17 protein-coding genes and 1 other RNA gene are annotated in these 21,766 nt (G+C 65.4%); 8 read left to right on the top strand and 10 right to left on the bottom strand.

Annotated features, from left to right (window positions below):
* Positions 1-31: 31 nt before the first annotated feature.
* Positions 32-883, top strand: coding sequence for a 3-methyl-2-oxobutanoate hydroxymethyltransferase (panB, locus tag A9W99_RS24535; protein ID WP_067384658.1), 852 nt, complete (start codon positions 32-34; stop codon positions 881-883).
* Here panB and A9W99_RS24530 read toward each other — a convergent pair whose 3' ends face one another.
* On the bottom strand, positions 884-1,807 hold the full coding sequence (locus A9W99_RS24530) for an NADP-dependent oxidoreductase (RefSeq protein WP_067384657.1): 924 nt from the start codon (positions 1,805-1,807) through the stop codon (positions 884-886).
* Between the two features lie 145 nt (positions 1,808-1,952).
* On the opposite strand from A9W99_RS24530, the gene A9W99_RS24525 reads away from it, so the two are divergent.
* Positions 1,953-3,440 carry a CYTH and CHAD domain-containing protein gene (locus A9W99_RS24525; protein ID WP_067384654.1) on the top strand — a complete coding sequence of 496 codons (1,488 nt, stop codon included), beginning with the start codon at positions 1,953-1,955 and terminating at the stop codon, positions 3,438-3,440.
* Between the two features lie 43 nt (positions 3,441-3,483).
* Here A9W99_RS24525 and A9W99_RS24520 read toward each other — a convergent pair whose 3' ends face one another.
* Together A9W99_RS24520 and rnpB are read right to left on the bottom strand one after the other, a co-directional pair.
* Positions 3,484-3,780, bottom strand: coding sequence for a hypothetical protein (locus A9W99_RS24520; RefSeq protein WP_067384677.1), 297 nt, complete (start codon positions 3,778-3,780; stop codon positions 3,484-3,486).
* Positions 3,781-3,846: 66 nt separating this feature from the next.
* Positions 3,847-4,266, bottom strand: an RNA gene (gene rnpB / locus A9W99_RS24515) — RNase P RNA component class A.
* Positions 4,267-4,472: 206 nt separating this feature from the next.
* On the opposite strand from rnpB, the gene A9W99_RS24510 reads away from it, so the two are divergent.
* Positions 4,473-5,183, top strand: a complete 711-nt coding sequence (locus tag A9W99_RS24510) for a 2OG-Fe(II) oxygenase (RefSeq protein WP_067384646.1) — start codon at positions 4,473-4,475, stop codon at positions 5,181-5,183.
* 18 nt (positions 5,184-5,201) lie between these two features.
* Positions 5,202-6,140, top strand: a complete 939-nt coding sequence (locus A9W99_RS24505) for an epimerase (protein ID WP_216639751.1) — start codon at positions 5,202-5,204, stop codon at positions 6,138-6,140.
* Here A9W99_RS24505 and A9W99_RS24500 read toward each other — a convergent pair.
* A complete protein-coding gene (locus A9W99_RS24500; protein WP_067384638.1) occupies positions 6,137-7,216 on the bottom strand; it encodes a Zn-dependent alcohol dehydrogenase in 1,080 nt (359 codons plus the stop codon). The two genes, A9W99_RS24505 and A9W99_RS24500, sit on opposite strands and share 4 nt — an antisense overlap.
* A gap of 48 nt (positions 7,217-7,264) precedes the next feature.
* Between A9W99_RS24500 and A9W99_RS24495 the strand changes: the two genes are divergently transcribed.
* Entirely contained in the window at positions 7,265-8,740 is a 1,476-nt protein-coding gene (locus A9W99_RS24495) for an aldehyde dehydrogenase family protein (protein ID WP_067384632.1), read from the top strand.
* Between the two features lie 21 nt (positions 8,741-8,761).
* Here the strand turns inward: A9W99_RS24495 and A9W99_RS24490 are convergent, their stop codons facing one another.
* The 4 genes from A9W99_RS24490 to A9W99_RS27880 all read right to left on the bottom strand — a co-directional run bounded on the left by A9W99_RS24490 (position 8,762) and on the right by A9W99_RS27880 (position 16,867).
* Complete coding sequence (locus A9W99_RS24490; protein ID WP_067384629.1) at positions 8,762-11,404, bottom strand: adenylate/guanylate cyclase domain-containing protein; 2,643 nt, start codon at positions 11,402-11,404, stop codon at positions 8,762-8,764.
* A gap of 40 nt (positions 11,405-11,444) precedes the next feature.
* On the bottom strand, positions 11,445-14,123 hold the full coding sequence (locus tag A9W99_RS24485) for an adenylate/guanylate cyclase domain-containing protein (protein WP_253870380.1): 2,679 nt from the start codon (positions 14,121-14,123) through the stop codon (positions 11,445-11,447).
* A gap of 73 nt (positions 14,124-14,196) precedes the next feature.
* A complete protein-coding gene (locus A9W99_RS27885; RefSeq protein WP_371514987.1) occupies positions 14,197-15,813 on the bottom strand; it encodes a hypothetical protein in 1,617 nt (538 codons plus the stop codon).
* A 1-nt stretch (position 15,814) separates the two neighbouring features.
* Entirely contained in the window at positions 15,815-16,867 is a 1,053-nt protein-coding gene (locus A9W99_RS27880; protein ID WP_371514986.1) for an adenylate/guanylate cyclase domain-containing protein, read from the bottom strand.
* 398 nt (positions 16,868-17,265) lie between these two features.
* Between A9W99_RS27880 and A9W99_RS24475 the strand changes: the two genes are divergently transcribed.
* Positions 17,266-18,804, top strand: coding sequence for a molybdopterin-dependent oxidoreductase (locus A9W99_RS24475; RefSeq protein ID WP_067384670.1), 1,539 nt, complete (start codon positions 17,266-17,268; stop codon positions 18,802-18,804).
* Positions 18,805-18,808: 4 nt separating this feature from the next.
* Here A9W99_RS24475 and A9W99_RS24470 read toward each other — a convergent pair whose 3' ends face one another.
* Both A9W99_RS24470 and A9W99_RS24465 read right to left on the bottom strand, forming a co-directional pair.
* A complete protein-coding gene (locus A9W99_RS24470) occupies positions 18,809-19,009 on the bottom strand; it encodes a hypothetical protein (protein ID WP_067384626.1) in 201 nt (66 codons plus the stop codon).
* A gap of 66 nt (positions 19,010-19,075) precedes the next feature.
* Positions 19,076-19,588: a hypothetical protein gene (locus tag A9W99_RS24465; protein ID WP_172828943.1), complete on the bottom strand. Its 513-nt coding sequence runs from the start codon at positions 19,586-19,588 to the stop codon at positions 19,076-19,078.
* A 189-nt stretch (positions 19,589-19,777) separates the two neighbouring features.
* Between A9W99_RS24465 and A9W99_RS24460 the strand changes: the two genes are divergently transcribed.
* Together A9W99_RS24460 and A9W99_RS24455 are read left to right on the top strand one after the other, a co-directional pair.
* Positions 19,778-20,917, top strand: a complete 1,140-nt coding sequence (locus A9W99_RS24460) for an amidohydrolase family protein (protein WP_067384620.1) — start codon at positions 19,778-19,780, stop codon at positions 20,915-20,917.
* 69 nt (positions 20,918-20,986) lie between these two features.
* On the top strand, positions 20,987-21,766 hold a 780-nt coding region (locus tag A9W99_RS24455; protein ID WP_156623271.1), incomplete at its 3' end, for a DUF222 domain-containing protein.

Genomic DNA, 21,766 nt, shown 5'->3' with positions numbered 1-21,766 from the left:
GATCGACCGGACCACATCACTAGGGACAAAGATGTCTACTGAGCAACACGTCTATGGGGCCGACCCGGCTGTCGCGCCGCCTGCGCCCCGTGCCAAGATTCGCACCCACCACCTGCAGAAATGGAAGGCCGAAGGCCACAAGTGGGGCATGCTGACGGCCTACGACTATTCGACCGCCCGGGTGTTCGACGAGGCCGGCATACCGGTTCTGCTGGTCGGTGACTCCGCGGCCAATGTCGTCTACGGCTACGACACCACGGTGCCGGTTTCCATCGACGAGCTGATCCCACTGGTGCGAGGCGTGGTACGGGGTGCCCAGCACGCGCTGGTCGTCGCCGATCTGCCGTTCGGCAGCTACGAGGGCGGACCCGCCGCCGCGCTCGCGGCCGCCACCCGTTTCATGAAGGAGGGCGGCGCGCACGCGGTGAAGCTCGAGGGCGGTGAGCGGGTAGCCGAGCAAATCGCATTTCTGACCGCCGCCGGCATCCCGGTGATGGCGCACATCGGCTTCACGCCGCAAAGCGTCAACACTCTGGGTGGCTTCCGGGTGCAGGGTCGCGGCGACGCGGCCGAGCAGACCATCGCCGACGCCATCGCGGTCGCCGAAGCCGGCGCGTTCTCCGTCGTCATGGAGATGGTTCCGGCCGAGCTGGCCACTCAGATCACCGGCAAGTTGACCATTCCGACCATCGGCATCGGAGCCGGCCCCAACTGCGACGGCCAGGTCCTGGTCTGGCAGGACATGGCCGGGCTCAGCAGCGGCAAGGCCCCCCGCTTCGTCAAGCGGTATGCCGATATCGCCGGTGAATTGCGCCGTGCCGCAACTCAATACGCGGAAGACGTGGCCGGCGGAGTGTTCCCCGCCGACGAGCACTGCTTCTGATCATTCGACCTGCAGCACGATCTTGCCGCGCAGATGCCCGGCAAGGCCCTGCTCGAACGCGGCACGCGCCCGGGCGAGCGGGAAGACCGATTGGACGAACGGGCGCAGTTCTCCCGCGTCGATCAACCGGGTCAGTTCGCGCAGTTCAGGGCTGCTGGGCGCAACGATGAAGAACATCCCGGGCACATGGCCCGCCGGTGGCCGGCCCGGTTCCTCGACGATTGAGATCAGCCTGCCGGTGCCATTCAGCACCGCCCACGATCTGTTGAGCGTCTCGCCTCCGACGGTGTCCAGGACCAGATCCACATCGCTGACGACCGTCTCGAACGGCTCCGCGTCGTAGTCGACGAACTGATCCACCCCCAGCTCACGCAGAAAGCTCTCGTGCCGGTGCGACGCCGTCGCGACGACGTGGGCCCGCTTCCATCGGGCGAGTTGCACCGCCAAAGATCCCACCCCGCCGGCGGCACCATGGATCAGCACCCGCTGACCTGCCTCTAACCGGCCGTGCCGGAACAGGGCCTGCCAGGCCGTCAGCCCGGACAGTGGCATGGCGGCCGCGTGCACAGGATCGAGGGCGCGGGGTGCGGGTGCCAGATCAGCGGCCAAGACGACGACGAATTCGGCGGCACAACCATCCCGGGGAAAGTCGATCAGCCCGTAGACGGGATCGCCGACGGCGAGGTCGTCCACCTCAGTGCCCACCGCGTCGACCACTCCGCACAATTCGTGGGCGGGGATGCTCGGCAGCCGCGGGTTGCCGCTGCGGTCCTGATAGGTCTCGGTCCAGGTGAGCTCGGTAGGCGTGATGCCCGCGGCCTGTACCCGCACGCGTACCTCGCCGCCTATCGGCGCCGGCGTTGGCGCGTCCTCATACCTGAGCTGCTCCGGACCGCCCCGGCCATGCAAGCGAACCGCTTTCAACCGTAGATCCCATCTTGTCGGGTATCAGGCATGCCGCCCAGTCTCGACATCCGGCACGGACGAACCAAGCAGCAAAGCTGTTCGGGACTCCGTCGCTTTGATGTGGCACTCTATCAATGCTTCATCCTCGACCACGGAGTCAACGATGCCTGGAAATGCGCGCCATCTGGAGGTGGAACGCAAGTTCGACGTCGTCGAGTCGACGGTGTCACCGTCGTTCGAAGGCATCGCCGCGGTGGCTCGAGTGCAGAAGTCGCCCATTCAATCGCTGGATGCGATCTATTTCGACACCCCGACGCAGGACCTGGCGCGCCACAAGATCACACTGCGGCGCCGCACCGGCGGCGCCGATGCGGGCTGGCATCTCAAATTGCCGGCCGGCCCGGATGCGCGCACCGAGGTCCACGCGCCGCTGACCTCGGGCAACGGCGTGCCCGCCGAGTTGCTCGACGTGGTGTTGGCGATCGTTCGCGACCGCCCGGTGGAACCGGTCGCGCGCATCACCACCCAACGCGAAAGCCAGGTGTTGTACGACGCCGAGGGCGAGGCGCTGGCGGAGTTCAGCAACGACCACGTCACCGCGTGGACAATCGGCGACAGCTCCGATAACGGTCCCGCCCAACAGGATTGGCGCGAGTGGGAAGTGGAGCTCGTTAACGGAACTGCCGATGGCGAATTGCTGAACCGGTTGAGCAACCGGCTGCTGGATGCCGGCGCCGCACCCGCCGGTCACGGCTCCAAGCTGGCGCGAGTGCTGGCCGCGACCTTGGAGCACGACGCCGGTCGGCCGCCCACCGACCCGGTGCACCGCGCCATGGCCGAACAGGTCGACGAGCTGCTGATGTGGGATCGCGCCGTGCGCGCCGACGCCGACGACGCCATACACCAGATGCGGGTGACGACCCGCAAGATCCGCAGCCTGCTGCGGGATGCCCATGATTCGTTCGGATTGACCGAGGGGGCGTGGATCCTCGACGAACTACGCGAGCTGGCCGGCGTTTTGGGCGTGGCGCGCGATGCCGAGGTGCTTGCGGAGCGCTACGAGCGTCAATTGGACCAGCTGGCACCGGAATTGGTGCGTGGACCCATCCGGGAGCGTCTGGTCGAGGGTGCGCGGCGACGGTATCAGTCGGGCCTGCGGCGGTCGCTGATCGCGATGCGGTCACCGCGATACTTCCGGTTGCTGGACGCCCTGGATGCGATGGTGGACGAGATCCCGGCCAGCCAGTCAGATGCCGAAGCGGAGCCGGTGACCATCGACACCGCCTACAAGCGAGTCCGCAAGGCGGCCAAAGCCGCCGCGGAACAGCAATCCCCGCATGAGCGCGACGAGGCTGTGCACCGAATCCGCAAGCGCGCCAAGCGGCTTCGGTATACCGCGGCTGCCACCGGAGCAGAAAAGGTATCCGAGCGGGCCAAAGTCATCCAGTCGCTGCTCGGTGAGCACCAAGACAGTGTGGTGAGCCGCGAGCATCTGAGTCAGCAGGCCGCAGCCGCTCACGCCGCGGGCGAGGACACCTTCACCTACGGCCTGCTGTATCAGCTGGAGAGCGACTTGGCCGATAGCTGCCGTCAGCAGATCGGCGACGCGCTGCACAAGCTCCACAAGGCGGTACGCAAAGCGCGACACTGACTTTCAGCGTGGTGAGCAGACGCACCTGCGTGATAGCCGCGGCTCAGGCAGTCCCTATCGGCCAGTTCGCCATAACACAATTCACGTGCAGGGCGGCGACGTCCGGCTTGACTCCCATACTCACCAATTCCTGCGCTACGTCGGCACGGGATTTACCAGAATTGATCTCAATCTCAATAAACGAAACAAAGGGCAGATTCTTTGCTTCGGCCCCGGGCGGAAGCTCCGCATCGCTATTTATGCAACGAAGGTAGCTGTGGGTGTCGGCGTGAGCAGGCGATGCCCCGATCAGCACAACCGAGGCCATGAACACCGCCGCAGCGACGTAGATGAGGCGCATGCTTGCATCATCCACCCGCCGCCGAAGCCGGGCAATGGCAGGTGTTGGAGGCCCATCGCATCGAGGCGGGCGAGTTGGCCTGTAAGCCGGATTCTGTTCCTCGCCGCCGCGGCGTAAGCAACGGCGGCAAGGCGGCGACCATCCATCTGGACACACCGTTGCCGGGTGCCTCAAGCGGTCCACCCGCAGGCATCGGGCGAGCAACCCTCGAACGCCTGCGCGGCCGCACCTTCCGGTGCAACCTTCTTGACCTTGCTTCGGGTGGGGTTTGCCTAGCCATCCCGGTCACCCGGAATGCTGGTGCGCTCTTACCGCACCGTTTCACCCTTACCACCGCTTGGGTGGCGGTCTCTTTTCTGTGGCACTTTCCCGCGAGTCACCTCGGATTGCCGTTAGCAATCACCCTGCTCTGTGAAGTCCGGACTTTCCTCGACCCGACGCCGGATCTCTCGAACCGGTGCGAGCCGCGACCGCCCAGCCAACTCGTCCGCGACGAACACGGTACTCGCTGCGGGATGTTGCGGCCAAGAGCCCTGGGAAAGAAACGCCCTCCGCTTCCAGGAAGCGCTATTGGTTTTCGAAATCGGGCGGTGCCATCGGGACCGGTGCGGAGATGGCACGTGTGACTGCGGGCCCACTTTCCTCCGATTTTGCTTACTGGTAGAACAGCCACAGACAGGACTGGAGTACCGATGGCTCAGTGGGAAAAGCGCGTCGAATCCGGCGATTGGGACGCCATCACCGCCGCGGTCAACGAATACGGCGGGGCCCTGTTGCCGAAGCTGATCACGACCCGCGAAGCGACACGGCTGCGCAGGCTCTACGCCGACGACAGCTTGTTCCGCTCGACCATCGACATGGCACCCAAACGGTACGGCGCCGGGCAGTACCGCTACTTCCAGGCGCCCTATCCCGAGCCGATCGAAGCCCTCAAGCAGGCGCTGTATCCCCGCCTGCTACCGATAGCGCGCGACTGGTGGGCCAAGCTGCGCCGCGACGCCCCCTGGCCGGACAGCCTTGACGAGTGGCTGGCGAAATGCCATGCCGCCGGCCAGACCAGATCGACCGCACTGATGCTCAAGTACGGCACCGACGACTGGAATGCCCTGCACCGGGATCTTTACGGCGAGTTGGTGTTTCCGCTCCAGGTGGTGATCAACCTGAGCGATCCCGCCCGCGACTACACCGGCGGCGAGTTCCTGCTCGTCGAACAACGGCCCCGGGCCCAATCCCGTGGTACCGCAATGCAATTACCACAGGGACATGGTTTTGTGTTCACCACTCGGGAGCGACCACTGCAGTCCAAGCGGGGCTGGTCGGCGGCGCCCGTGCGGCACGGACTTTCGACGGTCCGTTCCGGCGAACGCTATGCGATGGGGCTGATTTTCCACGACGCCGCCTGACGACTATCGTCGCGGGGCGTGAACACTCCCCCGGAACGGTTGAAGGTAGTGCTGGCCGGTGGCAGCGGAGCGTTGGGCCGGCGCATCGCAGCCGACCTCGCTCCCCGCGGCCACGACGTGGTAGTCCTGACTCGTCGCGTCGATCCAGCACTCGGCATACGCCAAGTGCCATGGGACGGGCGCACTCTCAGCGACTGGGCCACCGAACTGGACGGAGCCAATACGGCCGTCATCAACCTGGCCGGCAAGCTGGTGGACTGTCGGCCCACCCGCCGCAACATCGCCGAGCTCAGGGACAGCCGGGTGCTGGCCACCAGAGCGCTCGTCGACGCCAGCAAGCAACTCAAAACTCCACTGGCGCATTGGGTTCAGGCCAGCACTACGGCAATCTGGTCGGACGCCGGCGAAATCCGCTGCGACGAAACCACGCCGCTGCCAACCGGGTTGCCACAGATGACCGGAGTGGCCGAACCCTGGGAGCAGGCATTCGAGGGTGCCAACACACATCACGGCGTCATCCTGCGCACGGCGGTGGTGCTCGACCCAGACTCCCCCGCGCTGGCGCGACTGATCGGCCTCACCAAGTACGGCTTAGGCGGACGGGTTGGCACCGGGCGCCAATGGTTCTCCTGGATTCACCTGTCGGACTGGCTTGCAATTGTGCGCGCGTGTCTGGGGTTGACACCGGGGGTGTCCATTCCGCCGGGTGTGCTCGTCGCAGCCGCCGATCATCCGGTGCGCAATCGCGACCTGATGGCCACCATGCGCCGGCAACTGCACCGACGGGCGGCGCCGCCCACTCCGGCGGCGTTCGTGAAGCTCGGCGCGGTGGTGTTGCGCACGGATCCCGCACTCGGGCTGACAGGCCGGCATGCCACATCAAAAGTGTTGCATAACCCCGGCTTTGAGTTCGAGTTTCCGACGCTAGACGCAGCCCTGGCCGACCTGTTGAGTTAGTCGAAGCAGACGATGCTGCGTGCACCACGTCCGGCGGCCATGTCGGTGAACGCCGTCTCGACGTCGTCGATCCCGATGCGTCGTGTCACCAGCGCCTCGAGATCGAGTCGCCCGCTTTGGGCGAGTGCGGCCAGCACCGGGATGTCGCGCACCGGATCGCTTGCCCCGTAGACGCTGCCCTGGATCTTCTTGCCGTCGGACATCAAAGCCAGTGCGGGAAGCGTCACTTCGTCTTTGAGGCCGGCCGCACCCACCAGCGTGACCGTGCCGCCGCGACGGGTGGCCTCGTAGGCGGCGCGAATCGTTGCTGGCTTGCCCACCACCTCGATGCCGTGATCGACCCCGGCGCCACCGGTGAGGTCACGCACGGCGGCGACGAGGTCGACGTCACTCGCGTCGACGGTGTCGGTGGCACCGTTGGCGACGGCTGCGGGAAGCTGGCCAGCCATCCGGTCGGCGGCGATGATCCGCGCCGCACCCGCCAGCCGGGCACCCTGGATCGCCGCCAAACCCACACCGCCACAACCGATTACCAGCACGCTCTCGCCCGGACGGACGGCCGCCGTGTGCATCACCGCGCCTACCCCCGTGGTAACACCGCAGCCCAGCAGCGCGGCCTGATCGAGTGGCAGTGACTCGTCGACCCGCACTACCGCCGCCGCCGGTAGCAGCGTCTCTTCTGCCAGTGACGCGACGCCCATTCCCGGCCACACCGGGCCGGCACCCTCGGCGTAGGGAGCGCCGTAGACGTGGTCGTAGCTGTGCAGGCACAGTACGGTTTCGCCGCGCAGGCAATGCGGGCAGGACCGGCACGGCACACTCCACGTCAGCACGACGTGGTCACCCGGTTCGACGGTGGTGACGTGGTCCCCCACCTCGGTCACGACCCCGGCACCCTCGTGACCGAGCGTGCACGGCAGGAGTGTCGGAATGGACCCGTCGCGCAATGACAGATCGCTGTGGCATACCCCGCTGGCGGCCAGCCGTACCCGCACCTCGTGCCCGGCAAGTGGCCGTAGCTCAAGCTCCTCCACATTGGTGGGCTGCCCGACTTCGCGCAGCACGACAGCCTTCATATCGACTTACGATGACGTGACGACCGTGCCGGGTCAAGGAGCTGGGTCATGACGAGTTCGACGACAACAACGCAACCGGATCTGACGATCGGCGGCGAGCCGCAGCCAGGAGCCGCGGGCAGCTATCCCGTTCACAACCCGGCCCGGCCGGCTGAGATCGTTGGTCACGCCCCATCCGCCGACCTCAGTCAGCTCGATGCCGCGGTGACCGCCGCGCGCCGGGCGGCGTCGGGATGGCGAGCGCTCAGCATGGCCGAGCGCGTCGCCGCCATCTGCGCCGCGGCCACCACTGCCGCCGAACAGCTCGCCGGAAACGACGGCGCGCGCCTGTACACCCGCGAGCACGGCAAGGTGCTCGCGGAGGCGACGTTCGAGATCAACACCGGACCGGGCCTGGCGGGACTGATCGGATCAATGGCCGAAGCGGCACTGGCGCCCGAACAGGTCGACCCGCCGGCGAAATACCCGCGGCTGCAGCGGGAACCGTTCGGTGTGGCCGCGTTGGTGCTGCCGTTCAATTGGCCGCTCGCCCTCACGATGACCAAGCTCACGTCGGCGTTGGTTGCCGGCAACACCTGCGTAGTCAAGGTGCCGCCGACGTGTCCGCTGGCGGCGCTGCAGCTCGCCGGAGCGGTGGCAGCAGCACTGCCACCGGGGGTGGTGAACGTGCTGTCCGGGCCGGGCAGCGAGCTAGCGCAGGCGCTGGTCACCCACCCCGGCATCGACCTCATCTCGCTGACCGGGGGCGTCGCCACCGGCCGTGCCGTGATGGCGGCGGCCGCGGCGCGGCTCACCCCGGTGCTGCTCGAGCTCGGCGGCAACGACGCGGCGATCATCGCACCCGACATCAAGGTCAGTGACGAGCTGGTCGAACGGCTGGTGACGGCGACCTACACCACCGGCGGTCAGGTTTGCATGGCGATCAAGCGGCTTTATGCGCCGACGAATCTGGTCGGCGACCTCGCCGAAGCGGTGCTCGCCCGCTGCGAACGGGAAGTCATCGGCGACGGGCTCGCCGAGGAGACCACCCTTGGTCCGCTGCACACCGCGGCCGGACGCGATCGTGTCGCCGGGCTGCTCGACGACGCCGTAACGCGTGGGGCCAGAGTCCAGACCGCCGGACGAATTCGGGAGGCCGATGCCGACGCCGGCGGCTACTTCGTGCTGCCGACCGTCGTGACCGACCTGTCCCCGGACTCCACACTGGCCACCGAGGAGCAATTCGGCCCGGTGCTGCCGATCTCCGGCTACGAGGACGTCGACAAAGCTGTAACCGCTGCCAACGCAACCGAATTCGGGCTTACCGCGTCGGTGTGGACCGGTGACGACGCGCTTGCCGACCGGATCGCGAGGCAGCTACAGGCGGGCACGGTGAGCATCAACTGCCACGGTATGGCCGCCCAAGACCCGCGGTTGCCGTTCGGCGGCTGCGGGCAGTCCGGCATCGGCCGCGAGCTCGGCGTCGAGGGAATCCGGGCCTTCACCCAGCCGCGGGCCTTCGTCCGGCATACGGTGCCGGGCTAACGAGATCCAGCGCCGACTCGTCTATTTCGCAACGACAGTCAATTGTGCTCGGGCCTGGTCGATTTGGTCGTAGGCATACGTCACCATATCTGCCGTCGTCATCATCTCGCCCTTGCGTGCGAGCGATCTATATGTGGCCTCGCCAAGCACCTTGCGAAGATCAGCAAGCGCGGTGTCGAACGCTGCCACGAAGGGAAGTGCAGCGATTGGGCTTGAGACGGCGAACCCGGCGATGGTGGCCGCCGGCTTGTACCGCCCGAGCCGATGCAAAAACAAGGCGAGCAACCCCAGCGGGAAACCGAGCATATAGGTGTTACCCGAGTCGTGGTAGTTGCTGATCGCCATGGTGAAGTAGTCCAGGGCAGCCAGCTGGTCGCCGTGCTCGGGCTCGAGTCGGCACAGGTTGGCTGCAAGATGTGACTGAGTGGAGCGATTGCCGCTGTCTTGCGCGATCTTTAGGCCACGCCGCAAGGCGTCGAGCGAGCGGACGGGGTCGACATGATAGACCGCCAAGCCGTAGGCGAGCAGCGCCCAGCAAAGCACAAATGGATTGCCAGTCGCTTCGGCCGCGTCGATCAGGCCGTCCGCCGCCGCCATCGCATCGTCGTAGCAGCCGGTAATCGAGAGTCCGATGAGCAGGTTCGCTCTGATGTAGACGCGGACGTCCAGATCGCGGGCGAGCTGAGCGCGACACCACTGAATCCACCGTTCCGGCTGGCCGACGGCAACATAGACACCGCCAAGGAAGCCTTCCGCGCCCCACAGGATGCGGTCGCTTCCGCCTGCCACCGCCCTCTCGGCGGCCTCGGTGTAGTGAACAGCCGGATCGATCCGTCCGGCCAGATAGCAGTTCGACGCCGCCACATATAGTGCCCCCAGCCGGGGGTGGTCGATGGCGCGTGCGGACTCGATGAGCTCTTCGGCCCAAGCGATCGCTTCGTAGTTCTCCGTCAGGATGCCGACCCACGCCGGATATGTGGCGATTGGCGCGGCGACGTCCAGATCACCTCGATCGGCAGCCCAGCGGAACGCGGAGCGCAGATTCGCTAGCTCGGTGGTGAACCAGGCGTAGGCCTCGCGCTGACGGGGGCTGTCCCACAGCGCAAGGATGTCGTTTTCGCGTCCGGCGAAGTAGCGAGCATGCGCCGCGCGAACCTCTTCCGCCTCACCGCGGGCGACGAGCCGCTCTTCGGCGAACTGTCGGATCGTTTCCAGCATCGAATATCGCGTCCGCCCCGCTGACCGGTCGACTACCAGCAGTGATTTGCGCACCAATGCATCGAGCAGATCCAGGATGGCCAAGTCGTCCGCAGTGCTGAATCCCGCTACCGCGCAGGCACTTTGGAGGTCGAACCCCCCGGCGAACACCGAACATCGCCCCAGCAGCGCCTTCTCGTCGTCTTCCAAGTGGTCATATGACCACGCCACCGCATGCTGCAGTGTCTGGTGGCGTGGCAGACCGCGTTGTGAGCCCACCAGCAGCCGGAATCGCTGATCGAGGCGGTCACGCAGCTCGCTGGCGGTCATCGACGCCATCCGCGAAGCGGCCAACTCGACGGCCAGGGGGATTCCGTCCAGACGTCGGCAGATCTCGATGACCGCGCTGGCGTCGTCGGCCAGGAAAGCCGGAGCCACGCGGTGGGTCCGTTCAATGAACAGGTCAACGGCCGCATCGACATTCAGCGAGCGCACCGGCCACAACTGCTCGTCGGCAACTCCGAGCGCTTCGCGGCTGGTGGCCACAATTTTCACCGTCGCCGATGTCGTCAGGATGGCCTCGATCAGATCCGCGGCGGCGTCGAGCAGGTGCTCACAGTTGTCGAACAACAACAACCTGACCCTGCCCTCCAGCGCGGCGGCGACACTCTCGCGCACCGTCTTGCCGGCTTGCTGAGTGATGCCCAGTACCGCTGCTACCGCATCTGGCAAGGCGGCAGGGTCGGTGATCGCTGCCAAGTCGAAAAACCACACGCCGTCGGGAAATTCACCGGCCAGCCGCGCTGCGACCTCAGTGGCCAGGCGAGTCTTGCCGACCCCACCGACGCCGGTCAAGGTGACCAACCGTTCAGCCTTTACGGCCGTGTGCAATTCGGCCACCTCGGACTCGCGCCCGATCAAGCCGGTCGACGCGGGCCGCAGATTCCCTGGAGACGTATCCAAGGCCCGTAAAGGAGGAAACTCGGTCCGAAGGCCGGGCGCTCGGACCTGAAATACCCCGACGGGCACCATCACATCGCGCAACCGTCGCGGCCCGAGATCGATCACGTCTACTCCACTGAGCAGAACCGCGGTCGAGTCTGCCAGCAGAATCTGACCGCCATGCCCGGCGGCCATCACCCGCGCCGTACGATTCAATACCGCACCGAAATAGTCGGTCCCTCGCAGCTCAGCCTCACCGGTCGCAATTCCCATACGCACCGGCAGCGCGAGTGTTCGCTGCGCGGCCACCGCGGCATCCACCGCAGACTTCGGGGAGGCGAACGCCGCGCACACGCCGTCACCGGTGTGCTTGAACAGGAAGCCGCCGTGTTCGTCGATCGCGGTGCGCAACACGTCGTCGTGCGCTGCCAGCGCGCAACGCATGGCGTCCGCGTCGGCTTCCCACCGACGGGTCGAACCCTCGATGTCGGTGAACAGAAAGGTCACCACGCCCGAAGGGGGCATCCCCGCTGGCACCCGATCAGGATGTCACAAATTTCCCACGTCAAGGCGGCTTCGAGACGGCGTCGAGTCCGGCTCGCGCCCGGTCGATCTGGTCAAAGGCATACCTCGCAATAGCGGCGGTGCTCATTCCAGCGCCTCTACGGTCGAGCGACTCGTATGTCTGATCTCCGAGAACCTCACGCAGGTGCGAGACCACCGTGTTGATTTCCGGAAACGTCGTGGTGGTCAGGGGACTCATCGCGAATCCGGCAATGGTCGCTGCTGGTTCGTAGATTCCAAGCTGATCCAGGAGGATCGCGAGGTTTGTGAAAGGCGAGAGAATAGTCACGATGTTGCCGGAATCGTGCATGCGCTGGATCGCGAGACTGATGTGATCGAGCGCTGACAGCGGATCGTCCCGTGCCACTTCAACTTGCGCGAGATTGATAGCTATGTGGCTTTCGTTGAAACGATTGCCGCTGTCGTGGGCGATCGTCAGACCACGGCGCATCGCGTCGGCGGCGCGCTCGGGGTCGGCGTGACGCCAGGCGAAGCCATCGGCCATCAGCGCCAGCGAGAGTGAGTGCGGGTTGCGGGTGGCTTCCGCGACGTTGACCATGCCCTCCGCGGCGATCATTGCTTCGTCTTCGCGCCCCGCGATCGTCAACGCCATGACGAGAAGAGCGGTGATATTTACGTGCGTGTCGGGCGTGCGGTCGAGGAAGGCATGGCACCACTCGACTGCCCGGTCGGGCTGGCCAATGGCCAGATACGGATTGGCTAGTACGCCCTCCATGCCGAACGGGACCTCGCCGCGGCGGGTGCGCACTGTCGCCTGTCCTGCGTCGCTGTACCCAATAGCCTCCTCGACACGTCCCACGAACCAGCACTGTGACGCCATCGTGTACAGGAAGGCGAGCCGCGGGTGGTCGACAGCGCGGGCGGCCTCGACCGTCTCGTCGGCCCAGGCCGTGGGCTCGTAGTTTTCGAGCCAGAAGCCGATGAATGCTGCATAGGTGGCGATCACGGCGCTCACGTCGAGGTCCCCGCGATCGGCGGCCCATCGAAATGCGGTGCGCAGGTTGGCCAACTCGGTGGTGAGCCAGTCGTACGCCTCCCGCTGTCGGGGGCTATCCCACAGGGCCAGGATGTCGGCCTCCTTGCCGGCGAAGTGGCGGGCATGCGCTGTGCGAACGTCGTCCGCCTCGCCGCTCACCGCGAGCTGCTCCTCGGCGAACTGGCGAATGGTCTCCAGCATCGAAAACCTGCTCCGCCCCGCCGACCGGTCGACCACCACCAGCGATTTACGTACCAACGCGTCGAGCCGATCCAGCATCGCATACTCGTCGTTGTCATCGAATCCGGCTACTGCACAAGCGCTTTCGAGGTCAAATCCACCGGCGAACACCGAACACCGGTGCAACAACGCCTTTTCCGCGTCGCCGAGCAGGTCATAGGACCAGGACACCGCGTGACGCAATGTTTGGTGGCGTTCCAGTCCACGCCGTGAACCGATCAGCAGCCGAAACCGATGATCAAGGCGGTCTCGAACCTCGCTGGCAGTCATCGACGTTATCCGCGATGCCGCCAGTTCGATGGCCAGTGGAATCCCGTCCAGTCGCTGACAGATCTCGATGACCGCGGCGGCCTCGGCGCTGTCAGCCATCGAAAAGCCCGGAGCAATCCCTTGTGCGCGTTCCACGAACAGACTTACCGCCGGTGATTCGACCCCGGCTGCCGCATCCAGCGAGCGCACCGGCCGCACCCGTTCCTGGTTGAGCCCGAGGCCTTCCCGGCTGGTGGCCAACACTCGCACCGTCGGGGAATGCAGGAGGATGGCTTGGATCAAATCGGCTGCGGCATCGAGCACATGCTCGCAGTTGTCGAACACCAACAGCCGGATCCTGCCCTCCAGCGCGGTCGCTATCGACTCGCTTACTGTCTTACCGGGCTGCTGGTTGATGCCCAGCACTGCGGCCACCGCATCAGGCACCGCCGCAGGATCAGTCACCGATGCAAGCTCGAAAAGCCAGACGCCGTCGGCGAATTCAGCAGTCAGTCGGGCGGCGACTTCCAATGCAAGGCGCGTCTTGCCGACGCCACCGACCCCCGTCAGTGTCACTAACCGGTCGGACCTCACCGCAGCGCTGAGCTCGTCGACCTCGGCCTCGCGCCCGATCAGGCTGGTAGTCGCGGGCCGCAGATTTCCCGGAACGGTATCTAGCGTCCGCAGCGGCGGGAAGTCGGTGCGAAGTCCCGGCGCTCGTAGTTGAGAGAGACCGATCGGCACCGGTACGTCCCGCAGCCGCCGCTGCCCCAAATCGATCAAGTCGACGCCACTGAGCAGACTCGCCGTCGACTCAGCTAACAGGACCTGCCCCCCGTGCCCTGCGGCCATTACTCTCGCGGCCCGATTGAGCACCGCACCGAAGTAGTCACCGTCGCGCAGTTCGGCCTCCCCGGTCGCAAGGCCCATGCGCACCGGCAACTCCAGAACCAGCTGGGCCTCCACGGCCGCGTCGACAGCCGAGCGTGGGGATGCGAATGCAGCGGCCACGCCATCCCCGGTGTGTTTGAAGACCAATCCACTGTGGTCCTCGATCGCCGAACGCAGGACCTTGTCATGCACGACGAGCGCAGCCCGCATGGCGTCCGCGTCGGTTTCCCACCGACGAGTCGAACCCTCGATGTCGGTGAACAGAAAGGTCACCACCCCCGAAGGGGGCACCCCCGCGGACACCCGATCAGGATGTCACACAGGCCCACTACCAGCCAGCAAACCGCGACAGACTGTCGAGACTCTCGTATGTCGTCTATTGCGACAGAGCTTCCAGCGCCGCTCGGGCCTGGTCCACTTGGTCGTAGGCATACGTCACCATCTCGGCCGTGGTCATCGTTTTGCCGGTGTGGGCGAGCGATTCGTAGATCGGGTCGCCGAGAACTTCCCGCAGGTGGAGGATCGCGTCGCTGAACTCCGGAATCCAGGATGTGGTGACCGTACTGAACGCGAAACCGGCGATCGTCGAAGCCGGTTCGTGAAGCCCGAGTCGGTCCAACAGGGCCGCGAGCACCGCTAAGGGGATACGGATGACGGTGGTGTTGCCGGAGTCGCGGTAGTTGCGGATCGCCATAGTGAGGTGATCGAGCGTGGCCATCGGATCGCCGTATCGGGCCTCGAGCCGGCCCAAGACGTTTGCGAGGTGGGACTCGTCGTAGCGGTTACCGCTGTCGTGAGCAACCGCCAGACCGCGACGCATCGCATCACGCGCGCGGGAGGGATCAGCGTCGCAGTGCGCCATGCCGTAGATGAGAAGCGTGAAGGCAAGTAAATGAGGGTTGCGGGTGGCCTCGGCCGCCTCGATCAATCCCACTGCGGCGGCCATGGCCTCGTCGTGGGATCCCGCCATCGTCTTGGCGATCATCAGCGCTGCTCTCGCCAAGACGTCAGCGTCACGAAACCCCGCAAGCCCGACACCGAACACCTCGATGCTCCGATCGGGCTGGCCTATCTGGGTGAAAATGGCGCCAAGCCAAGCTTCGAAGCCCTGTGGTACCCTGCCCCGGCTCTTATGGAACGCCGCCTGGCCGGCTTCGCTGTATCGGACGGCATCGTCCATGCGTCCGACGATCCAGCACTGCGTAGCCATAGCGTAGAGCGACGCGAGGCGTGCATGGTCGACGGCACTGGCCGGCTCAATCAGCTCTTCAGCCCAGGCGATCGGCTCATAATTTTCGACCATCAAGCCAAGTAACGTCGCATAGGTGGCGATGGGCGCGGCCACGTCGAGGTCGCCGCCGTCCGCGGCCCACCGGAATGCGGTACGCAGGTTCGCCAATTCCACGGCGAACCAGCCATAGGCCTCATGTTGCCGCGGGCTATCCCACAGGGCAAGGATGTCGGCTTCGAGCCCCGCATAGTAACGGGCATGCGCCATTCGCGCTTCGGTCGCCTTGCCTCGGGCAACGAGTTGCTCCTGAGCGAACTGGCGGATCGTCTCCAGCACCGAAAACCGCGTGTGCCCAGCCGAGTGATCCGCGACGAGCAGCGACTTGCGCACCAAGGAGTCCAACAGATCCAGCAGGGCAAAGTCGTCGAGGTCATCTGATCCGGCTACCGCGCAGGCACTTTGGAGGTCAAATCCGCCGGCGAATACCGAGCACTGCTCCAGCAGCGCCTTCTCCGCGCAATTGAGGTGGTCATAGGACCAGGCCACCGCGTGACGAAGCGTTTGGTGACGTGCCACGCCGCGCCGCGACCCGATCAACAGCCGGAAGCGGTGATCGAGACGATCCCGCACCTCGCTGGCGGTCATCGATGCCATCCGTGAGGCAGCCAGCTCGATAGCCAACGGGATGCCGTCGAGGCGGCGGCAGATCTCCTGGACGGCGTTGGCGTCTTCAGTGTTGGCTATGGAGAAGCGTTGCGCCACATTACAAGCGCGCTCGAGGAATAGAGTCACTGCTGCCGAGTCCGTGCCCGCTTCGACGTCCAGCGAGGGCACCGCCCACAACTGTTCGTCGGCTCCCCAGTCCCTCGCGGCTGGTGGCCAGGATTGTCACTGTCGCCGAATGAGCGAGGATTGCTTCGATCAAATCTGCGGCAGCGTCGCGCAGATGCTCGCAGTTGTCGAACACCAGCAACCGGACCCGACCTTCCAACGCTGCGGCCACGGACTCACTTACGCTCTTACCCGGTTGCTGGGTGATGCCCAGCACTGCCGCGACTGCATCGGGCACGGCAGCCGGATCGGTGACCGCCGCCAGCTCGAAAACCCACACGCCATCAGGAAATTGATCGGCCAGTCGTGCCCCGACCTCCAACGCAAGGCGGGTCTTGCCGACCCCGCCTACACCGGTCAACGTCACCAACCGATGCGCTTTGACCGCCGCTTCAATCTCGGCGACCTCCGACTCACGTCCGATAAAGCTCGTGGTCGCGCGCCGCAGGTTTCCCGGACTTGTGTCGAGCGCCCGCAGGGGCGGAAACTCCGTACGTAGTCCCGGCGCTCGGACCTGAAAGATCCCGACCGGCGTCGGCACACCCCGCAGCCGTCGCTGCCTCAAGTCGAGCAGGTCCACTGCGCTCAGCAGAGCCGCTGTTGAATCCGCCACCAGGATCTGACGGCCGTGTCCGGCGGCCATTACTCGCGCCGCACGATTCATCACCGCACCGAAATAGTCGCACTGACGCAATTCAGCTTCGCCGGTCGCGATCCCCATCCGGACGGGCAATTCGAGATCCCGCTGAGCGGCAACGGCGGCGTCAACAGCCGAGTTGGGTGACGAGAACGCGGCGCACACCCCGTCACCGGTGTGCTTGAACAACCATCCGCCGTGCGCCTTGATCGCGGTGCGCAACACCTCGTCATGCGCGGCCAAGGCCGCCCGCATGCCATCGGGGTCGGCTTCCCAGCGACGGGTCGAACCCTCCACATCGGTGAACAGGAATGTCACCACCCCAGACGGCGGGCCCCCTGTGGACACCCGCACAGGATGTCACACCAAGCCCACTACCACCCAGCAAACCGCGACTGACTTTCGAGACTCTAGTAAGTCGTCTATTACAAGACCCGGTCACCGCCAGCGAATCCGGCTAGCGGCGCTCAGCCACCAGTCATACCGGGCGGACAGGTCGGTGCGATCGGCCCCGGATCGTTTGTTCCCGGGCAAGGGATTGAGGCACCGGACGGCCCAGGTGCTATGCCGTCACCGGCGCATCCACATCGAGTTTCCTTCATGCTGCGATCAGAACCCTGGTTCCCGAGCAATTGCTTCGTCCCTTGCACGCAGCAGCAGCCGATGACAGCATGACTGTTGCGCCGGTTCGACTGCGCGGCAAGGTGTTTGCGCTCAGAGGTGGCAACGCGAGTACAGTGGCTGCGATGGCTGTCGCTTCGTCCAATGAGCGGATGATCGCGGGCGTCGCCGCCGCGTCCGTTTCGCTCGGGGTGGCCCAACTGGTGGGCATCCCGTTCGGTGCGCGGGCCGATGCGCGCACCGCGATCGGCTCGGCGGTCGTCGACCTGACGCCGGGTCCCATCAAAGAGTGGGCGATTCAGACGCTGGGCTCTCTCGACAAATTCTTCTTGGCCGTCACCGTGCTCGTGGTCATCGCAGTGATCGCGGCAATCGCCGGAACTCTAGAGACGCAGCGCCGCCCGTTTGGGAGCGCGGTGATTGCCGCGGCGGGCGTCCTCGGATGCGTTGCAGTGCTTTCGCGGCAGGGTGCGACGGCACTGGACACGATCCCCACTCTCGCGGGCGCCGCCTGCGGCGTCGCGGCCCTGCGTATGTTCACCCGACGGTACTGGCCCGTCCAGGAAGACCGGCCCGACCCCGACGAGCCGGATGCCGACAGGCGCAAATTGGTCATCTTCGGATTGCTCGGCTTCGGACTAATCAGTGGTGTGGCGGGCGCGGTCATCACGCGACTGGTGCACTCGGTGGCCGCTGACCGCAACAGCGTCGCGCTCCCCCGGCCCCGCACGCAGGCGCCCGCAATACCTGCCGAAGTGCAGCCGAACGGCGTTGCGCTACCGAGCTTTATCACCTCGAGTGCCGACTTCTACCGAGTGGATACCGCACTCATCATTCCCCAACTGAGCCACCGCGACTGGCGGCTGCGCATCCACGGCATGGTGGACCGCGAAGTCACCTACAGCTTCGACGACCTACTCAAGTTCGACGTTGTCGAAAAGGCGACGACGTTGACTTGCGTCTCCAATCCTGTTGGCGGAAATCTGATTTCGACGGGAATCTGGACGGGCTACCGGGTGGCAGACCTGCTTGCGGCGGCCGGTGTGCACACCGACGCTGACATGGTGCTCTCCACGTCGATCGACGGGTTCACCGCCGGCACGCCGGTGCAGGCGCTTACCGACGGCCGGGACGCGCTTTTGGCGCTCGGCCTCAACGGTCAACCGCTACCGATCGAGCATGGCTATCCGGCGCGGCTGGTAGTACCGGGGCTCTACGGATATGTGTCGGCCACCAAGTGGGTCGTCGAACTGGAACTGACCCGCTTCGACAGAGCAAAGGCGTACTGGACGCGGCAGGGCTGGGCCCCGCGTGCACCCATCAAGACCGAGTCGCGGATCGACGTGCCCAAGAGTGGCCAGAAGGTGCCGATCGGGCCCGTCGTGTTCGGCGGTGTCGCGTGGGCGCAGAATCGCGGCGTGCGAGGCGTAGAGGTTTCCATCGATGACGGGATGTGGCAGCCCGTTGAACAGGGTGTGAGTTATTCCAACGAGACCTGGCGGTTGTGGAGATTCTCGTGGGAGGCGAAAAGCCCTGGGCGGCATACCATCACCGTGCGCGCCACCGACAACACGGGAGCGGTCCAAACCGCAGATCAAGTTGGCAGCGTGCCGGACGGCGCCACCGGCTGGCACACGGTGGACTTCACTGTCGTGGGGACATGAAGCGCTATTTCGAAGAAAGCTTCCGCCAACTGACTACCGCAATCACCAGACCGACCAGCGCCGTGATCGGGCCGATGATGGACCAGGTCGTGGTGTTGCTCATCGGGCTGCCTTGAAGCACTCCGAAGCCCTGCAACGCCCAGATCAGACCGAACACCGCGACCAGCAACCCGACGGCGAACGTAACGACGAAAGTCCTTCTCATACCGGCATGCTAAGCGGCGGGAACGCGCGGCAGAAGCTATGTCGTAGACGAAGTTCCCACGCACCGTCAATCCGCGCGTTTACCGCTTGACGGCCCATGGTTAATGCCGACGAACACCAACACCATGATGACGACTATGGCGATCAAAAAGACACCAGCGGCGATGCCTGCCCAGAGCGCCCTAGTCGGCGCGTACGGGCTTTCCAGGTCGTACACCTCCCCCTGTTCACCTTCGGCACGGAGACCAGCAGCTTCTGGCTTGCTGGCTGCGGCGGCATTCGGGGCGTGCTGAACGATGGTGGAAGGGGTTGGCGGCGTAGCCGGATTGGCGAGTGTGAGTGGCTGCGCAGTGACAGTGGGCTCGGCGGTAACAGGACGTTGTGCCCGCTCGGTTGCTGGCAGGGTGAACGACTTGGCAGCCGGCTCGGTGGACAGCTTCGTCGAAGTTGGTTCCGGCCGGGCAATAGGGACGCTGATCGCGTGGCGAGCGGCGTCGGCCAGCTCGATTGCGGTGGCGTAGCGCTGGTTTGGGTCCTTGGCCATACCCGTCGCGATGACCTCATCGACCTGCGGGGGCAACTCCGGTCGGATGGTCGAGGGTCGAGGTGGGGGCGCGCTCAGGTGTGCGGCAACGAGTTGCGGCATGGTCTCTCCGGGGAAGGGTGGGCAGCGGTCGACCCACACCGGGCATTTCTGCGGCTCAGGCCGTGCTTGCGCGCCTCCACAGACTCCTTGACGCGGCAGGGTGCCGGTGGGACAACTGGCGGTGTGACTCCCATCATCGACTCGGACCAGCACCTCTACGAAAGCCGAACGCTGTGGGCCGACCACATCGACCACGCTGCACGCGACGACGCGCTCAGCCTTGTCGACGACGAACTCGGCTACACCTGGCTCAGCTGGCGCGGCACTCACCTTGGGCTAGCCGACGTCCATCTTCCCGGCAACACCGCTTCCTGCGGCGAACACCGCAACCGTCAACGGGCCGGCGAACCCGCCTCCTATCGGTACGACGAAGCGTTGCCCGCCGCCTATTGGGAACCCACGTCGCGAATTCGCTGGCTCGACGAGGCCGGGCTCGACGAGGCAGTCGTATTCCCCAATTTCGGCCTGCTCTGGGAGCGCCGTCTGTCGCCGTCGCTACCGGCGATGACCGCCAACATGACTGCGTGGAACCGATGGTGCGCAACCGTGCAAGCGGAGGGAGGTGGGCGGCTGCATCCGGTCGCACATCTGACGTTGCGAGACCCGGAATGGCTTGAAGCCGAACTGGATACGCTGGCCGGCGCCGGCATCACGCTGGCCATGATCGGCGCCGGACCGGTGGACGGCCGGGAATTGTCGCACCCGGAGCACGACCGGATCTGGTCCGCATTCGTCGACCACGCCGTCACGCCGGTGTTCCATGTCGCCGATCAGGTGCGGGTTTTCGACAATTGCTGGTATCCCGACGATCAAAGGGGGGACTTGGCCGCTGTCACCGAGGCCGTATTTCTGTGGGTGCCGCCGGCACTGGCGCTTTCCGACCTGATCCTGCACGGCATCTTCGATCGTCATCCAGGTCTGCTCTTCGGCGTGGTCGAGCTCAGCTCCTCCTGGGTGCCACAGTTTCTGATGATGTTGGACGGTGCATCCGCCTTCACGACCCTGCTCAACGGCGAGCCGGTGGAAAAACTTTGCCGACGTCCGAGCGAGTACTTTCTCGACCATGTCCGGGTGTCCTCTTTCTCCTATGAGAACCCCAAGCAGCTAGCCAGCTCGACTGGCGACGTGTTCATGTTCTGCAGCGACTATCCGCACTCCGAGGGAACCGCGACGCCGCTCGGCGACTATCGGCAAATGGGTTGCGAGGCAGAGCAAATGCCCGGTTTCTTTCACGCCAATATCGACTCGTTGCTCAACCGATAGCCCGGCGGCATATCCGCTGGTGCGGCTTGGTAACCCGGATTTGTCGTACCTGGCTGTCATGATGCGGGTATGTCTTTGACCGCTTCGGCTGGCACCGCGAAATTACTTCCTGGTGAGCGTCTTGATGCGTTGTTTGAGGAGTTGGCGGAGTTGACCGGTCAGCGCAATGCGATTGATGGGCGCATTGTGCAGATCATCGCGCAGGTGGATCGCGAGCAGTTGTGGGGGTCGACCGGGGTGCGGTCGGTGGCGGCGTTGGTGGCCTGGAAGACGGGGGGGGTGTCGTTGGCCAACGCGCACACCATCGCCGCGGTGGCGGATCGGTTGGAGGAGTTTCCGCGCTGCGTGGCGGGTTTGGTCGAGGGCCGGCTGTCGCTGGATCAGGTCGGGGTGATCGCCCAGCGGGCCGCCGACGGGTCCGATCAGCACTATGCCGGGTTGGCCGCGGTGGCCACGGTCAGTCAGTTGCGTACCGCGCTGAAATTGGCACCGCGACCCGAGCCCGAGCCGCGGCTCGAACCGGAGCGCTCAATCACCAAGGTCACTGGGGAGACGGGCAGCTGCTGGCGGATCAAACTTCCGCCCGTGGACGCCGCAAAGTTCGACGCGGCCCTGGCCTCTCATCTGGATGCGTTGATAGCGCAGTGGAAGCGCGATCACGGCGATGCTAAGCGCGGCGGCGGATCGGATCAGCGGCCTCCGCTGCCGAGCACCGCTGATGCGTTTATGCGGCTGGTGGAAACCGGGTGGGACGCCGAGACGGCCCGCCGCCCCCACGGCCAGCACACCACCGTGGTGATGCATCTGGATGTCACCCAGCGGCTCGCGGCGCTGCATCTGGGTCCGCTG

Origin of the sequence: Mycobacterium sp. 1164966.3, assembly GCF_001665395.1 — a bacterium.
GTDB lineage: Bacteria > Actinomycetota > Actinomycetes > Mycobacteriales > Mycobacteriaceae > Mycobacterium.
Note: the sequence above shows the minus strand (reverse complement) of the source record. Positions and strands in the feature narration are given on the sequence as shown.

What these genes read in the sequence shown, in the direction of transcription:
- panB (WP_067384658.1), top strand. Translation starts at nt 32, where the DNA reads ATGTCTACTGAGCAACACGTCTATGGGGCCGACCCGGCTGTCGCGCCG.
- A9W99_RS24525 (WP_067384654.1), top strand. Translation starts at nt 1,953, where the DNA reads ATGCCTGGAAATGCGCGCCATCTGGAGGTGGAACGCAAGTTCGACGTC.
- A9W99_RS24520 (WP_067384677.1), bottom strand. Translation starts at nt 3,780, where the DNA reads ATGCGCCTCATCTACGTCGCTGCGGCGGTGTTCATGGCCTCGGTTGTG.
- A9W99_RS24510 (WP_067384646.1), top strand. Translation starts at nt 4,473, where the DNA reads ATGGCTCAGTGGGAAAAGCGCGTCGAATCCGGCGATTGGGACGCCATC.
- A9W99_RS24500 (WP_067384638.1), bottom strand. Translation starts at nt 7,216, where the DNA reads ATGAAGGCTGTCGTGCTGCGCGAAGTCGGGCAGCCCACCAATGTGGAG.
- A9W99_RS24495 (WP_067384632.1), top strand. Translation starts at nt 7,265, where the DNA reads ATGACGAGTTCGACGACAACAACGCAACCGGATCTGACGATCGGCGGC.
- A9W99_RS24490 (WP_067384629.1), bottom strand. Translation starts at nt 11,404, where the DNA reads ATGCCCCCTTCGGGCGTGGTGACCTTTCTGTTCACCGACATCGAGGGT.
- A9W99_RS24475 (WP_067384670.1), top strand. Translation starts at nt 17,266, where the DNA reads ATGGCTGTCGCTTCGTCCAATGAGCGGATGATCGCGGGCGTCGCCGCC.
- A9W99_RS24470 (WP_067384626.1), bottom strand. Translation starts at nt 19,009, where the DNA reads ATGAGAAGGACTTTCGTCGTTACGTTCGCCGTCGGGTTGCTGGTCGCG.